This window comes from Rhodococcus sp. NPDC057014 (assembly GCF_042673295.1).
Taxonomy (GTDB): Bacteria; Actinomycetota; Actinomycetes; order Mycobacteriales; family Mycobacteriaceae; genus Rhodococcus_F.
Map to the genome: position 1 here is coordinate 1 of NZ_JBHUSF010000223.1, position 15,161 is coordinate 15,161.

Consider the following 15,161-nt stretch of genomic DNA (forward strand, 5'->3'; position numbering starts at 1 on the left):
CCTAGGCGCTTCGCGCCCGTGAGTGGTTAACGAGTCTCTGCACTCGTCAACCACTCACGGGCGGCGGAGCCGCCTACAGCCGCTCGAGGACCATCGCCATGCCCTGACCGCCTCCGACGCACATGGTTTCGAGGCCGAACTGCTTGTCGTGGGTGGTCAGGTTGTTGAGCAGGGTCGCGGTGATGCGGGCACCGGTCATGCCGAACGGGTGCCCGAGGGCGATCGCTCCGCCGGAGACGTTCAGCTTGTCCTCGTCGATGTTCAGCTCACGCGCCGACCCGATCACCTGCACCGCGAACGCCTCGTTGATCTCGACGAGGTCGATGTCGGAGATGCCCAGCCCCGCGATCGCGAGGGCACGCTTCGATGCCTCGATCGGGCCGAGCCCCATGATCTCCGGCGACAGACCGGACACCCCGGTGGACACGATCCGGGCGAGCGGCGTCAGTCCGAGTTCCTTGGCCTTGGTGTCGGACATGATGACCAGGGCGGCGGCGCCGTCGTTGAGCGGGCACGCGTTGCCGGCGGTGACGGTGCCGTCCGGCCGGAACACCGGCTTGAGCTGGGACACGGCCTCGTAGGTGGTGCCGGCGCGGGGGCCGTCGTCGGTGGACACGACGGTGCCGTCGGGCAGGGTGACCGGAGTGATCTCCCGCTCGAAGAAGCCGCTCTTGATGGCCTCCTCCGCGCGGTTCTGCGAGCGCACCGCCCAGCGGTCCTGCTCCTCGCGGGTGATGCCGGTGACCTGGGCGACGTTCTCGGCGGTCTGGCCCATCGCGATGTAGGTGTCGGGGACCAGGCCCTCCTGCCGGGGGTCGACCCACTGCTGGCCGCCCTGGGCGAGCTTCTCGGTGCGGGTCTGCGCGTCGGCGTACAGCGGGTTCTGGGTGTCGGGCAGCGAATCGGAGTTGCCCTTGACGAACCGGGACACGGTCTCGACGCCGGCGGAGATGAACACGTCGCCTTCGCCGGCCTTGATGGCGTGCAGCGCCATGCGGGTGGTCTGCAGCGACGACGAACAGTAGCGGGTGATGGTGGTGCCGGGGATGAAGTCGTAGCCGAGCTGGACGGCGACGTTGCGGCCCATGTTGAAGCCCTGCTCACCGCCGGGCAGACCGCAGCCGAGGATGAGGTCGTTGACGTCGGTCGGGTCGAGTGCGGGCACCTTGTCGAGGGCCGCCTGCACCATCTGCGCGGCGAGGTCGTCCGGGCGCATGCCGACCAGCGACCCCTTCATGGCACGGCCGATCGGGGAACGGGCAATGGAAACGATGACGGCCTCGGGCATGGGTAACTCCTACCGATTGACGTGGTGGACGGCGGTCGGTGCGGACCTCCAGCCCCTCAATTCTAAGCATCTGCTTATTTTCTAAGCATTTGCATATATTGTCCGCGGCTGCGGCGCGGTGTCAACCCCCGGACACCCGCGGTTGTGCTCGAGCGACAACGCAGCGTCCGAACTCGAGCCCCCGAGACCGTTTCCCGCCCCCGGACCCGCCGATAGTGTCGTACATCACACCACCACCGAAGGGGATCGAAATCGTGTCGCACATCGGCTATTTCGCTTGGGACCGCGCCGCACAGCGCGCTGATGCGCCGTGCCTGCGCGACGACCGCCTCGACCTGACCTACGGGCAGTTCGCGGAGCGGGTCGACGCGTTCGCCGCGCAGTTGTCCGGGCACGGCGTCGGTCGCGGTGACGTCGTCGCGATCATGCTGCCCAACCGCGCCGAACTGCTCGTCGCCCTCATGGCGTCCTGGCGGATCGGGGCGGCCGCGACCCCGGTCAATCCCACCTTCACCGCGACGGAGGCGGAGTATCAGATCGCGGACGCCGCCGCAGTTCTCGTCGTCAACGAGGGACCGGACGCACCCACCGGCGGACGGCCGACGATCGCCGTCGACGACATGGCGGTCACCCCCGACCCCGACTGGGCGCCGGGCCCGACCGTCGGCGCCGACGACCTCGCCCTGCTGATCTACACGTCCGGTTCGACGGGACGCCCCAAGGGTGTGATGCTCACGCACGAGAATCTGCAGTTCATGAGCTCGTCGATGGTGCAGCACTTTTCGCTCACCGCCGACGACCATTGCCTGCTGATCCTGCCGCTGTTCCACGTCAACGCGATCTGCGTCAGCTTCCTTGCGCCGATGCTGGCCGGCGGTCAGCTGAGTGTCACCGGACGGTTCTCCCCGGCCCGGTTTTTCGACGACGTCGCCCGCCTGCGCCCGACGTACTTCTCCGCGGTCCCGACCATCTATGCCCTGCTGGTGTCCCAGGACGCCGCCACCGACCTCTCGTCGCTGCGGTTCGCGGTGTGCGGGGCCGCCCCGATCTCGAAGGAACTCCTCGACCGTGCCGAGCAGCGTTTCGGTCTCGTCATCGTCGAGGGCTACGGGCTGACGGAGGGGACGTGCGCGTCGGCGTGCAATCCGCCGGGCGGCGTCCGCAAGCTGGGGACGGTCGGCCCCGCGCTGCCGGGCCAGACCATCGCGATCGTCGACGAGTCCGGCGCACCGGCACCGGTGGGGACCGTCGGCGAGGTGGTGATCCGGGGCGCGAACGTGATGCGCGGCTACCTCGGACGGCCCGATGAGTCCGAACGCACCGTCGTCGACGGCTGGCTGCACACCGGCGACGTCGGACGCCTCGACGAGGACGGCTACCTCACCCTCGTCGACCGCATCAAGGACATGATCATCCGCGGCGGAGAGAACATCTACCCCAAGGAGATCGAGAACGCCCTCGCCACCCACGACGACGTCCTCGAGGCCGCCGTGATCGGCGCCCCGCACGACGTGTACGGCGAGGTCCCGGTCGCCTACGTCGTCGCCTACCCCGAGAGCCCGGTCACCGACGATCAGCTCGGCGACCATCTGCGCGACCGGCTGACGAAAGTCAAACTGCCCGTAGCCATTCACATCGTCGACGCGCTGCCCCGCAACCCCGTCGGCAAGATCGACAAGCCGGGGCTGCGCAGCCGCCACCGGGCCGCCGCCGTCAACTGATCCAGCCTCACCCCACACCTCGGGCGCCACCCGAGGCGATGACCCCTACCCGCAAGGAGCCTTCCCATGGGATTCAAGACCGGGAACTTCCCCGACGTCGACCCCGCCACCTTCCTCGACCTCCCGTTCCGCGACCGCCTGCGCGCCATGTCGACGCATTGGGTCGACTACGGCTTCGGGACCCCGAAGATGGTGCACACCATCTACATTCTGAAATTGCTCGTCCTCTACCTCGGCGCCGGACTGTCGATCGCGACGTTCACCTCCGGACACCACGTGCTCGACGTCGGCACCTGGTGGAACGCACCGATCGTGTACCAGAAGCTGATCCTGTGGACCCTGCTGATCGAGACGATCGGCCTGGGCGGCTCCTGGGGTCCGCTCGCCGGCCACTTCAAGCCGATGATGGGTGGCGCCCTGTTCTGGCTGCGACCCGGCACCATCCGGCTCCCACCGTGGCCGGGGAAGGTACCGCTCACCTCCGGGGACACGCGCACCGTGTTCGACGTGCTGATCTACGCCGCGATTCTGATCAACATCGGGCTCACGCTCGGGTTCGCCGGCGTGCACACCCCGACCATCGACGCGGTGCTGCCCGGCAACCACGGTCTGGTGAACCCCACCCTCCTGTTGCCGCTGATCGCATTGCTCATCGTGATCGGGTTGCGGGACAAGGTCATCTTCATCGCCGCCCGCGGCGAGCAGTACTTCCCGGCCGTCGTCTTCTTCGGCGTCCTGCCGTTCGTGGACATGATCATCGCGCTCAAGCTGCTCATCGTGGCGGTGTGGGTCGGCGCCGGTGTGTCCAAGCTGGGCCACCACTTCTCGATGGTCGTCCCGCCGATGCTGTCCAACACCCCGTGGATGCCGTTCAAGAAGATCAAGCGCGCCCACTACCGCAGTTTCCCCGAGGACCTGCGACCGTCGATCGTCGCCGGTGGTGTCGCCCACGTGCTCGGCACGGTCGTGGAGGTGGTGACCCCGCTGGTGCTGCTGTTCTCCACCAACCGCACGCTGACGCTGCTCGCGGTCGCGTTGATGGTGGCGTTCCACCTGTTCATCCTGTCCACGTTCCCGCTCGCCGTGCCGCTCGAATGGAACCTGCTGTTCGCCTACGCGTCGATCTTCCTGTTCGTCGGATTCCCCGCCTGGGACGGGTATGGCATCGCCGACATGTCGTCGGTGTGGCTGACCGCGGTGATCGTCGCCGCCCTGGTGTTCTTCCCGATCCTCGGCAACCTGCGCCCCGACCTCGTCTCGTTCCTGCCGTCGATGCGCCAGTACGCCGGCAACTGGGCGTCGGCCACCTGGGCGTTCGCACCGGGCGCCGAGGAGAAGCTCGACCGATTCGTGAAGCGGCCCAGCCAGAACACCCGCACCCAGTTGCTCGCCACCTACCCGCCGGAGGTCGCGGACGTCGTGATGCACCAACTGCTCGGCTGGCGGTCGATGCACAGCCAGGGCCGCGCGTTGTACTCGCTGCTGATGAACCACCTCGGCGACGACATCGACACGTACTCGCTGCGGGAGGCCGAGTTCAGCTGTAACTCACTGGTGGCGTTCAACTTCGGAGACGGCCACCTGCACAACGAGTTCCTGATCGCCGCACTCCAGCGGCGCTGCCACTTCGCGCCCGGCGAATTCGTGATCGCCTGGATCGAATCGCAGCCCATCCACAAGGGCATCCAGGAGTACAAGGTGATCGACGCGGCGCTCGGAGTCGTCGAACGGGGAACGTACAAGGTGTCCGACGCCATCGCCGAGCAGCCGTGGCTGCCGAACGGGCCCATTCCGTTCGACGTGCAGTGGAGACTGGAGGGAGACGTCGAGGAGCGGGAGAGCGAGTTGCCGAAGTCGAACGTGGCGGTGCGGCCGTGACGACTGCGGTCGTGGTCGGTAGCGGGCCCAACGGGCTCGCCGCCGCGGTCCACCTCGCCCGGCACGGCGTCGACGTCCAGGTGCTCGAGGCCGCCGACACCATCGGGGGCGGCACCCGCTCCGGCGAACTCACCGTCCCCGGACTGCTGCACGACGAATGCTCCGCGTTCCACCCGATGGGCGCCGGGTCGCCGTACCTGCGGACCCTCGACCTCGAACGGTTCGGGCTGACCTGGAAATGGCCGGAGATCGACTGCGCGCACCCCCTCGACACCGGCGACGCCGGGCTGCTGCACCGCTCCGTCGAGGACACCGCCGCCGGCCTGGGCGACGACGGAACACGCTGGCAGCGGATGTTCGGCAGCCTCGCCGACGGGTTCGACGACCTGGCCGCCGACCTCATGCGCCCGATCGCGAACATCCCCCGGCACCCGATCAAGCTCGCGAGCTTCGGCCCGCGCGCCCTGTTGCCGGCCACCGTCACGGCCCGCTGGTGGCGCACCGAGAGGGCCCGCGCCCTGTTCGGCGGCGTCGCCGCGCACGCGTACTACCGCCTCGACCGGCCCGCGACGTCCGCGGTCGGGTTGATGATCGTCGCCGCCGGGCACCGCTACGGCTGGCCGGTCGCCGAGGGCGGGTCGCAGTCGATCACCGCCGCGCTCGCCGCGATGCTCACCGACTGGGGCGGCAAAATCACCACCGGCATCCGGGTCCGCAGCCCCCGGGACATTCCGCCGGCGGACGTCGTCCTCCTCGACCTCGCGCCGTCCACCGCCGCCGACATCCTCGGCGACCGGCTGCCGCCGCGGGTCGCCAAGGCCTACCGCCGGTACCGGCACGGACCCGCCGCGTTCAAGGTCGACTTCGCCGTCGACGGCGGGGTGCCGTGGGCCGACCCCGCCTGCGGTCGCGCCGGAACCGTGCACCTCGGTGGCACTTTCGCGGAGATCGCCGACGCCGAACGCGACGTCGCGACGGGCCGGATGCCGCGGCGGCCGTTCGTCCTCGTCGGGCAGCAGTATGTCGCCGACCCCGGCCGGTCGAACGGGAACCTGCACCCGCTGTACGGGTACGCCCATGTCCCGCACGGGTACACCGGGGACGCGACCGAGGCGGTAGTCGCGCAGATCGAACGGTTCGCCCCCGGGTTCCGGGACCGCGTCGTCGCCACCGTCAGCAGTGGACCCGTGCAGTTGGCCGCGTCGAACGCGAACTACGTCGGCGGCGACATCATCGGCGGCGCCAACACCGAAACCCAGGTGGTACTGCGCCCCCGGATCGCCCTCGACCCGTACAGCACCGGGATCCCGGGCACCTACCTGTGCTCGGCGTCCGCACCGCCCGGCGCCGGCGCGCACGGCATGTGCGGGTACAACGCCGCCCAGTCCGCGCTGCGCTACCTGCGCCGCGCCGGAGGGGACGTGCTGTGAGCAGTCCCGCCCCCGGCGACCGCCGCGCCGGTGCCCGGCGCCGGATGGCACGGGTGCCGGCGATGGCGGAGGCCGAGGTCCTCGACATCGTGGCCGGCATCGCACGGAAACTCGATGCGCGGCAGGCGGAGATCACCCGCGCGATGAGCGCGCTGCTCGCGCACGAGATCGACCAACTCGACGAGGACCCGCAGCTCGTCGAACTGCTCGAGGCCAGTGTGCACGGCAACGTCTCGACGATCGTCCACGTCCTGGCCAACGACATTCCCGTCGACCATCTCCAGCCCACCACCGCCGCCGTGGAGTACGCGCTGCGGTTGGCGCAACGCGACGTGTCGTCGAACTCGCTGGTGCGCGCGTATCACATGGGCCAGGACGATCTGATGAAGATCTGCTACGACGAGGTCAGCTCCCTCGACCTGCCCGGACCGCTGACTCTCGCGGTGCTCAAACATATTTCGGAGGTCGTGTACAGCTACATCGACTGGATCACGCTGTACGTGTTCGACGCCTACGAGCAGGAACGGCGGCGGTGGCTGGGTGCCCGCGGCAACGTGCACTCGTCGACCATCCACACCCTCCTCACCGGGACCGGGAACGACGGATCCGCGTTCGAGGCCGAGACGCAGTACCGGCTCGACCAGACGCACGTCGCGATGATCCTGTGGTCCACCGGCGCCGACACCGAGGCGAGCCTCAACGCCCTCGACCACTACGTGCGCGACCTCGCCCGTCACCTCGCCACCGACTCCGCGCCCATCGTCACCGCCATCGACCGCCGAACCCTCTGGGCCTGGCTCCCTTTCGGTCGCCGCAAGCCCGTTCTCGACACCACCGAACTCGCCGCCGCCCTGCCGTCGAAGCCGGGCATCCGGACCGCGATCGGCCTGCCCGCGCCGGGGATCGCCGGATTCCGGAGGTCGCACGAACAGGCGCGGGCCGCCTACTCCGTCGCCACCGTGCCCCACACCCAGGTCCGGCCGATCGTCGGTTTCGGCGACCGCGGCGTCGCCGTCGTGTCCCTCCTCGCCGAGAACCTGGACTCCACCCGGGCGTGGGTGTGGGAGGTCCTCGGCCCGCTCGCGGAGAACACCGACCAGGCCGCGACCTTGCGGGCCACGCTGAGCACCTACTTCGCGACCGGCGAGAGCCACCTCCACACCGCGCAGCAGATGAACCTGCACCGCAACACCGTCAAATACCGCATCACCAAGGCACTCGGCGACCCGGCCACCGGCACGCACAGCAAACTGGATCTCGCACTCGCCCTGCAGGTGTGCGAGTTCCTGGGCCCGACGGTCCTGCGGTAGGCGGCTTCGCCGCCTGTGAGTGGGAAAGGAGTCTCTGGACTCGTCAACCACGCACGGGCGGCGGAGCCGCGAGTTTGTCGCCGATCACGCGCGCACCCTCGGGGAAAGCGCCGGGGTTGGTGCCGGAGTAGTTGAGCCGGATGAACGGACCGGCGGGTTCGGCGGGGAACCACTCGGAGCCGGCGGCGATGAGCACTCCCGAGGCTTCGCAGTCTGCGACGAGTTTCGGGAGGTTCGTTGCGTCGGGCAGGCGCACCCAGAGGTTGAGTCCGCCTTTGGGCACGGTGGTGATGTGGGCGCCGGGGACGTGCTCGCGCAGGCTGGTGACGAGCAGGTCGCGCCGCGCTCGGAGTTGGTGCCGGAGATTGCGCAGGTGGGTCTGCCATCCGGGCTGGGTGACGACGTCGAGTGCCGCGGCCTGGAGGAGTCCGCTGACATACATCGACGCGGCGCCGCGGTCGGCGAGGATGCGGTCCCCGGCCGGTCCGCGGGCGATGACCGCGGCGATGCGGATGGACGGTGACACGCTCTTGGTCAGCGAGCGAAGGTAGATCACGTGGCCGGCGTCATCGTGCGCGGCAACGGGACTGGCGTCGGTGTCGATCCCGAAATCGTGGGCCCAGTCGTCTTCGACGAGGAAGGCCCCGTGTGCCCGGACCACCTCCAAGATGTTCTCGGACAACTGGTTCGACCATTGCGCACCGGTGGGGTTGGCATAGTTCGGTTGAGCGTAGAACACCCGGGCGCCGGTCTCCTCGAACGCTCGGGCCAGCTCGTCCGGGTCGGGACCGTCGGGTCCGCTGGGGACGGGGACGACGCGCACTCCCGCCTGGGCCGCGGCCAGGATCGCCCCCCAGTAGGTGGGCGACTCCAGCAGCAACGGCTGCCCGACCGGAACCAGGGCCCGGAAGACCGAGCTGAGCCCGCTCTGACTTCCCGGCAACACGATGACGTCGCTCGCCGTGGGCGGCGTGACGCCGACCGGTGTCGAGCGGCCGAGCTCATTGGCGAACCACGACTGCAGCTCCGGTAGGCCCGCGGCGGGAGAGGGCGACAGCGCGGCGTCGCTGCGCGCGGCCCGGGTCAGCGCGGATCGGATCAGGCGCTCCGGTAGGAGTTCGCGATCCGGATAGCCGGCGTGCAACGCGATCGCATCGTTGGGGGCCCGGCGTATCGGAGTCGACGACGACGGCAGGCGGTTCTGCGGGGATCGGAGAGCAGCAGTCTGCCATCCGTAGTCGAGCGGCCGTGCCGTCCGAATGGCGCGAACGAACGTGCCGACGCCGGGCCTGCTCTCGATCAACCCCTGCGCGGTGAGGGTGCGCAGGGCCTTCTGCACGGTCACCGGACTTGCCGCGTATTCGGCGACCAGCGCACGGGTCGATGGGAGCCGCGCCCCGGGTGGCGCCTGGCCGATCCACTTGCCCAGTGCCGCGACGATGCGCGTACTGCTATCGTTGATCATGACGATAGATAGTAGCGCTACTCCTATTCGCGCAACAGTGATATCGCCTTCTCGTGCCGGTCTGGGGTGGAGCCTGCTCGGAGTGGCGGCGTTCTCGTTCACGGTGCCGTTCACTCGGGTGGCGGTGGGCGGGCTGTCGCCGCTGTTCATCGGATCGGGCAGGGCAGTGCTCGCGGCGTTCCTCGCGGCGGCGGCTCTGACCCTGACCCGGCAGCGCTTGCCGCGGGGTGCGCAGTGGGCGCGTCTCGCCGTAGTGGGGGGTGGAGTCGTCGTCGGCTTTCCGTTTCTCACGTCCTTCGCCCTGACGACCGCGCCTGCCATTCACAGTGCCGTCGTCATCGCGCTGCTGCCGGCGGCGACGGCGGTCGCGGCCGTCGTCCGGAGCAAAGAGCGTCCGCCGCTGTCGTTTTGGATCATGGCCGGGGTGGGCGCCGTGGCGTGTGTCGTGTTCGCATCCCTGCAGGGCGGCGGGGTCGGTCGGTTGCACTGGGCGGATCTTTTGCTGTTCGGCGCCGTCATCGCTGCCGCGATCGGATACGCCGAGGGCGGCCTCCTCGCCCGCGAACTCGGTGCATGGCAGACGATATCCTGGGCTCTGGTGGGCGCCGCGCCGCTGATGGTCGTCCTGACAGTCGTTTCGGCGATCCGGCAGCCGCCGACCGGGTCACCGACCGAGTGGGCGGCATTCGCGTACCTGGGCGTGGTGAGCATGTACCTCGGCTTCTTCGCCTGGTATCGCGGGCTCGCGATCGGGCCGATGGCGCAGGTCAGTCAAGTCCAGCTGGTCCAACCCGTGTTGACCATCTCCTGGGCGGCCCTGCTGCTGGGTGAACAACTCACCTGGGCCACCGTCGTCGGCGGCGTGGCCGTGATCGTCGCCGCGGGGACCGCCGTCCGAGTGCGCTTCGCGCCCGTGCGCGGTTAAGGAGTCCAGAGACTCGTTAACCACGCACGGGCGGCGGAGCCGCCTACGCGCGACGGAGGATCGCCTGCAGGTCGGCGGCCGGGGAGAGGGTGCCGTATTCGTGGCTGCGGTCGGGGCCGAGGCGGGCGTCGACGAACGCATCGGCGACGGCGGCGGGTGAGAATCGCGTGAGCAGCGACGCCTGCAGCACGAGGGCCATCGACTCGACGACGGTGCGGGCGCGGCGTTGGGCGTCGGCGGGGTCGAGTCCGGCGAGGTCGCCGAGTTGCGTGCGGACCCGGTCGAGGTGCGCGTCCAGCACCGCGTTGCTGCCGCGGGCCAGGTTCACCTCGGCGTCGAACGCGGCGACGGTGTCGGGTTCGCGGGTCATCGCGCGCAGGACGTCGAGGGCGATGACGTTCCCCGACCCCTCCCACACGGCCATGACGGGCTGTTCGCGGTAGCGGCGGGCGAGCGGGAAGTCTTCGGTGTACCCGTTGCCGCCCAGGCATTCCAGCGCCTCGTAGGCGTGGTGCGGGCCGCGCTTGCAGATCCAGTACTTCGCAACCGCAGTCGCGAGTCTGCGGAAGCTGCGTTCCTGCTCGCTCGCGTCCTCGTCGTGGGCGCGGGCGAGTCGCACGGCGGTGACGGTGGCCGCCTCCGATTCCAACGCGAGGTCGGCGAGCACCGACGTCATCGCCGGCTGGTCGGCCAGGACGGCACCGAACGCCGAGCGGTGCCGGGCGTGCCACACGGCCTCGGCGACGGACTGCCGCATCCCCGACGCGCTGCCGAGCACACAGTCGAGGCGGGTGCGCGCGACCATCTCGATGATCGTGCGGACACCGCGCCCCGGTTCGCCGACCATGACACCGACGGTGCCGTCGAGTTCGATCTCGGACGACGCGTTGGACTTGTTGCCGAGCTTGTTCTTCAGCCGCTGGATACGGAAAACGTTGCGGGTGCCGTCCGGGAGGATGCGGGGCAGCAGGAAGCACGAGAGTCCTTCGCCGCCCGAGCCTTCCGCCTGTGCGAGCACCAGGAACGCGTCGGACATCGGCGCGGAGCAGAACCACTTGTGCCCGGTGAGCAGGTAGTCGGCGCCGGGGCCGCCGCGCCCGGTGGGTTTCGCGACGGTGGTGTTGGCGCGGACGTCGGAGCCGCCCTGCTTCTCCGTCATGGACATGCCGAAGATCGCGGACGCCTTGCCGGGCGCGTCGAGTTCCGGGGTGTAGCTGCGGGACAGGGCGCGCGGCTTCCACGTCGCGGCGACGTCGGGTTGCAGTTCGAGGGACGGGATGACGGCGTTGGTCATCGAGATCGGGCAGGAGTGGCCCGGCTCGATCTGCGCGAACAGCATGAATGCGGCTGCGCGAGCGACGTTCGCGCCGGGTTTCGGATCGGCCCACGCGGACGTGTGCGCGCCGTGAGCGACGGCCGCGGAGATGATCCGGTGGTAGGACGGATGGTATTCGACCTCGTCGATCCGGTTGCCCCAGCGGTCGAACGTCTTCAGTTCCGGGATGATCGTGTTGGCGAGTTCGGCGTCGTGCTGGAACGTGGCGCTGCCGACGAGTGCGCCGATGTCGGTGAGTTCTCCGGTGGCCCAGTCGGCGTCGTGGCGGCGCACGCCCTCGGACAGCACCGTGTCGAGGGTGAACTCGTTGACGTCGGTGCGGGGCACCGACTGGTTGAGCACGGTATGCGTCCGGTGGGGTGCGGGATGGGTAATGCGATTGTCGGAAACGGAAGTCATGGTGGTGTCCTTCCCCAGGTGAGTGGCAAAGCGTGCTGGAGCACACCGTGCCGCTCACGTGGTCAGTCGATGGAGGTGCCCAGGACGGTGTCGGGGATCTGCAGGTTCGCGAAGATGACGGCGACGGCCTCCTCCAGCGAGTAACCGAAGCTCTCGCCGGTGGCGGTCTTCTGGATCACCAGTCCGAAGATCGCGGACCAGAATGCCTTCGCCTCCACGTCGATGCCGGCGCGCAGTTGCCAGCCGGTGCGCATCAGGGTGCGGATGAGCGCATCCTCGCCCGAGGAGTGCAGGGTGCGGAGGGTGTCGGTGATGAGGTCGCGTAGTTCGCCGCGGCGGCCCGTCATGAGCATCGCTTCCACGAACAGTTCGACGCTGGGGGCGCCCGGTCCGAGCAGGGAGCCGACGAGTTTCTCCGTGTAGTCGCCGACGGTCTCGGCGGTGGCGGCGTCGTCCTCGGCCTGCTTGCCCGCGCGCAGCACGGCAGCGCACGCCACCTCGACGAAGAGCCGTTCCTTGGACCCGTAGTAATACGTCACCTGGTTGGGGTGGGCCCCTGCGGCGGCACAGATCTGCGTGATCGCGACGCCGTCGCCGTGTTCGAGGAAGAGCTCGGTGGCGGCGGTGAACAGGGCGTCGCGGGTCTGCCGACCGGACTCCCGGGTTGCGCGCGCTGCTCGGCCCGTCTGCGACGCCATGGCTGCCCTCCAAGTTGTTTGTACGACAAACAATAACTTCTCCTTGTTTGTATGACAAACAAGGAGAGTGACGGGCGTCGCCCGAGGCGTCCTCCGACCCCGGAAAACCCGCCGGCCAGGGTTACGCTGCTCACCATGTTTTCTTCCGTCGGAGCGAAGATCCGTGTGGTGGTGGCGTTACTGCTCACCGCCCTGCTGGCGTTGACACTGTCGTCCTGTTCGAGCGGCGGCGAGACGTCGGGGGCGGCGCCGCAGGATCTGTGTTCCCCGCCGGGAGTCGGCGCGGCCACCGCCGCCCCGACCAACCTCGCCGCCTCTGGTGCGGCGGCCGAAGACCGCTACACGACGCCGTCGACCACCCCGCTCGACCAGATCGACACGTCGAAACTGAACCTCATCACCCCCGGGGTGCTCACCGTCGGCACCCTGTCCGACGCGCCGCCGAGCATCTGCGTGAACTCGGACAACCAGTTCACCGGCTACGACAACGAACTGCTGCGGGCCGTCGCCGACAAGCTGGGCCTGCGCGTCGACTTCGTCGGCACCGAGTTCGCCGGGCTTCTCGCCCAGGTGGCCGGGCGCCGCTTCGACGTCGGGTCCTCGTCCATCACCACGACCGACGAGCGCCGCAACACCGTCGGCTTCACCAACGGCTACGACTTCGGCTATTTCTCGCTCGTCGTCCCCAACGGCGGACCGATCCAGAGCTTCGACGACCTGAACGCGTCGACCCGCATCGGCGTCGTCCAGGGCACCGTCCAGGACGACTACGTCGTCAACACGCTGAAGCTGAACCCGGTGAAGTTCCCCGACTACGCCACCGCGTACGCCAACCTCAAGACCGGGCAGATCGACGCCTGGGTGGCGCCGTCGCAGCAGGCCGAGGGCGCCATCGCACCGGGCGACCCCACGTCGATCGTCGAGAACACCTTCAGCGTCAACAACTATGTCGGCTGGGCCGTCAACAAGGAGAACCAGCCGCTCGTCGACGCACTCAACTCCGGGCTCGACGCCGTCATCGCCGACGGCACCTGGGCCCAGCTGTACTCCGACTGGGTGCCCCGCGAACTGCCCGAGGGCTGGAAGCCGGGTAGCAAGGCGGCACCCGCGCCCGACCTCCCGGACTTCGCCGCGCTCGCCGCCCAGAACGCGAACGACACGACCGAAACCCCCGTCGCCGAACCCAAGTCGACACTCCAGCAACTGAAGGACACGTTCTTCGACTGGGACCTCTACACCCGGGCCTTCCCCGACCTGCTGAAGACCGGTCTGCCGAACACACTGATCCTGGCGTTGGCGTCCGGCATCGTCGGCACCGTCCTCGGCATGCTGCTCGCGATGGCCGGCATCTCCCGCACCCGCTGGCTGCGGTGGCCCGCCCGCGTCTACACGGACGTGTTCCGCGGTCTGCCCGCCGTCGTCATCATCCTCATCGTCGGACTCGGCGTCGGACCTGTCGTCAAGGGACTCACCGGCAACAACCCGTACTGGCTCGGCGCCGCCGCGCTGTCGCTGCTGGCGTCCGCGTACATCGGTGAGATCTTCCGGTCCGGCATCCAGAGCGTCGAACCCGGACAGCTCGAGGCGTCCCGGGCGCTCGGCTTCAGCTACCGGAAGTCGATGACGCTCGTCGTCGTCCCGCAGGGTGTGCGGCGGGTGCTGCCCGCGCTGATGAACCAGTTCATCTCCCTGATCAAGGACTCGTCGCTGATCTACTTCCTCGGCCTGCTCGTCAGCCAGCGGGAACTGTTCGCCGTCGGCCGCGACCTCAACGCGCAGACCGGCAACCTGTCACCGCTCGTCGCCGCCGGCCTGTTCTACCTGGCGCTCACCATCCCGCTGACGCACCTCGTCAACTACATCGACAACCGTCTGCGCACCGGCCGCGCCGACACGTCCGGCACGCTCGACCCGGTGGAACAGTCCATCGTCGTGGAAAGGGGATAGGGCGATGGCCGTCTCTCTCACTGGAACCAACCTGCACCTCGCGTTCGGCACCAACCAGGTGCTGCGCGGCGTCGACCTCCACGTCGACGCCGGCGACACCGTCACCGTCATCGGGCCGTCCGGTTCCGGCAAGTCCACCCTGCTGCGGGTCCTCAACCGGCTGCACGAACCCGACCAGGGCGACGTCCTGCTCGACGGCAAATCCGTGCTGCAGGACAACCCCGACAAGCTGCGGCAGCGCATCGGCATGGTGTTCCAGCACTTCAACCTGTTCCCGCACAAGACCGTCGTCGACAACATCGCGCTCGGCCCCCGCAAACTCAAGGGCATGTCCAAGGACGAGGCGCGGTCGCTGGCGCTCGAGCAACTCGAACTCGTCGGCCTCGCCAACAAGGCCGACTCACGCCCCGGCAACCTGTCGGGCGGGCAGCAGCAGCGCGTCGCGATCGCCCGCGCCCTCGCGATGAAACCCGAAGTGATGTTCTTCGACGAGGCCACGTCGGCACTCGACCCCGAACTGGTGAAGGGCGTCCTCGCGCTGATGGCCGACCTCGCCAAGGGCGGCATGACGATGGTCGTCGTCACGCACGAGATGGGCTTCGCCCGCGAGGTGTCCGACACCGTGCTGTTCATGGACCACGGCGCCGTCGTCGAGACCGGCACACCGGAGCAGCTGTTCGACAAGCCCGAAACCGAACGGCTGCAGCAGTTCCTGTCGCAGGTGCTGTAGGCCGCTCCGCGGCCCGTGCGTGGTTGACGAGTCC

Annotated in this window: 11 protein-coding genes; 7 read left to right on the top strand and 4 right to left on the bottom strand. The window is 68.9% G+C overall.

Features of this window, described 5'->3' with window-relative positions; translation table 11 throughout:
• Window positions 1-73: 73 nt before the first annotated feature.
• Window positions 74-1,288: an acetyl-CoA C-acetyltransferase gene (locus tag ACFTZB_RS31645; RefSeq protein ID WP_378437576.1), complete on the bottom strand. Its 1,215-nt coding sequence runs from the start codon at window positions 1,286-1,288 to the stop codon at window positions 74-76.
• Window positions 1,289-1,542: 254 nt separating this feature from the next.
• Between ACFTZB_RS31645 and ACFTZB_RS31650 the strand changes: the two genes are divergently transcribed.
• The 4 genes from ACFTZB_RS31650 (at window position 1,543) to ACFTZB_RS31665 (ending at window position 7,627) form a co-directional block, all read left to right on the top strand.
• A complete protein-coding gene (locus ACFTZB_RS31650) occupies window positions 1,543-3,009 on the top strand; it encodes a class I adenylate-forming enzyme family protein (RefSeq protein WP_378437597.1) in 1,467 nt (488 codons plus the stop codon).
• A gap of 66 nt (window positions 3,010-3,075) precedes the next feature.
• Complete coding sequence (locus ACFTZB_RS31655; protein ID WP_378437578.1) at window positions 3,076-4,887, top strand: DUF3556 domain-containing protein; 1,812 nt, start codon at window positions 3,076-3,078, stop codon at window positions 4,885-4,887.
• The gene (locus tag ACFTZB_RS31660) at window positions 4,884-6,317 is read left to right on the top strand and encodes a phytoene desaturase family protein (RefSeq protein ID WP_378437580.1); all 1,434 of its coding nucleotides are present in this window, start codon (window positions 4,884-4,886) and stop codon (window positions 6,315-6,317) included. Before ACFTZB_RS31655 ends, ACFTZB_RS31660 begins: the two co-directional genes overlap by 4 nt.
• On the top strand, window positions 6,314-7,627 hold the full coding sequence (locus ACFTZB_RS31665) for a PucR family transcriptional regulator (protein WP_378437582.1): 1,314 nt from the start codon (window positions 6,314-6,316) through the stop codon (window positions 7,625-7,627). The genes ACFTZB_RS31660 and ACFTZB_RS31665 overlap by 4 nt, the downstream gene beginning before the upstream one ends.
• Before the next feature lie 43 nt (window positions 7,628-7,670).
• Here the strand turns inward: ACFTZB_RS31665 and ACFTZB_RS31670 are convergent, their stop codons facing one another.
• The gene (locus ACFTZB_RS31670) at window positions 7,671-9,092 is read right to left on the bottom strand and encodes a PLP-dependent aminotransferase family protein (protein WP_378437584.1); all 1,422 of its coding nucleotides are present in this window, start codon (window positions 9,090-9,092) and stop codon (window positions 7,671-7,673) included.
• Here ACFTZB_RS31670 and ACFTZB_RS31675 point away from each other — a divergent pair.
• Window positions 9,091-10,017, top strand: a complete 927-nt coding sequence (locus ACFTZB_RS31675; protein WP_378437586.1) for a DMT family transporter — start codon at window positions 9,091-9,093, stop codon at window positions 10,015-10,017. The two genes, ACFTZB_RS31670 and ACFTZB_RS31675, sit on opposite strands and share 2 nt — an antisense overlap.
• Before the next feature lie 43 nt (window positions 10,018-10,060).
• Here ACFTZB_RS31675 and ACFTZB_RS31680 read toward each other — a convergent pair whose 3' ends face one another.
• Window positions 10,061-11,752 carry an acyl-CoA dehydrogenase family protein gene (locus tag ACFTZB_RS31680; RefSeq protein WP_378437589.1) on the bottom strand — a complete coding sequence of 564 codons (1,692 nt, stop codon included), beginning with the start codon at window positions 11,750-11,752 and terminating at the stop codon, window positions 10,061-10,063.
• A gap of 62 nt (window positions 11,753-11,814) precedes the next feature.
• Window positions 11,815-12,450, bottom strand: coding sequence for a TetR/AcrR family transcriptional regulator C-terminal domain-containing protein (locus ACFTZB_RS31685; RefSeq protein WP_378437591.1), 636 nt, complete (start codon window positions 12,448-12,450; stop codon window positions 11,815-11,817).
• A 135-nt stretch (window positions 12,451-12,585) separates the two neighbouring features.
• Here ACFTZB_RS31685 and ACFTZB_RS31690 point away from each other — a divergent pair, with 135 nt between their 5' ends.
• Window positions 12,586-14,397 carry an ABC transporter substrate-binding protein/permease gene (locus ACFTZB_RS31690; protein ID WP_378437593.1) on the top strand — a complete coding sequence of 604 codons (1,812 nt, stop codon included), beginning with the start codon at window positions 12,586-12,588 and terminating at the stop codon, window positions 14,395-14,397.
• Window positions 14,398-14,401: 4 nt separating this feature from the next.
• Entirely contained in the window at window positions 14,402-15,127 is a 726-nt protein-coding gene (locus ACFTZB_RS31695; protein WP_378437595.1) for an amino acid ABC transporter ATP-binding protein, read from the top strand.
• Window positions 15,128-15,161: the final 34 nt, after the last annotated feature.

Bases quoted from the DNA above. Each gene is read 5' to 3' on its own strand.
- ACFTZB_RS31645 (WP_378437576.1), bottom strand. From the start codon at position 1,288: ATGCCCGAGGCCGTCATCGTTTCCATTGCCCGTTCCCCGATCGGCCGT.
- ACFTZB_RS31655 (WP_378437578.1), top strand. From the start codon at position 3,076: ATGGGATTCAAGACCGGGAACTTCCCCGACGTCGACCCCGCCACCTTC.
- ACFTZB_RS31675 (WP_378437586.1), top strand. From the start codon at position 9,091: ATGACGATAGATAGTAGCGCTACTCCTATTCGCGCAACAGTGATATCG.
- ACFTZB_RS31670 (WP_378437584.1), bottom strand. From the start codon at position 9,092: ATGATCAACGATAGCAGTACGCGCATCGTCGCGGCACTGGGCAAGTGG.
- ACFTZB_RS31680 (WP_378437589.1), bottom strand. From the start codon at position 11,752: ATGACTTCCGTTTCCGACAATCGCATTACCCATCCCGCACCCCACCGG.
- ACFTZB_RS31685 (WP_378437591.1), bottom strand. From the start codon at position 12,450: ATGGCGTCGCAGACGGGCCGAGCAGCGCGCGCAACCCGGGAGTCCGGT.
- ACFTZB_RS31690 (WP_378437593.1), top strand. From the start codon at position 12,586: ATGTTTTCTTCCGTCGGAGCGAAGATCCGTGTGGTGGTGGCGTTACTG.
- ACFTZB_RS31695 (WP_378437595.1), top strand. From the start codon at position 14,402: ATGGCCGTCTCTCTCACTGGAACCAACCTGCACCTCGCGTTCGGCACC.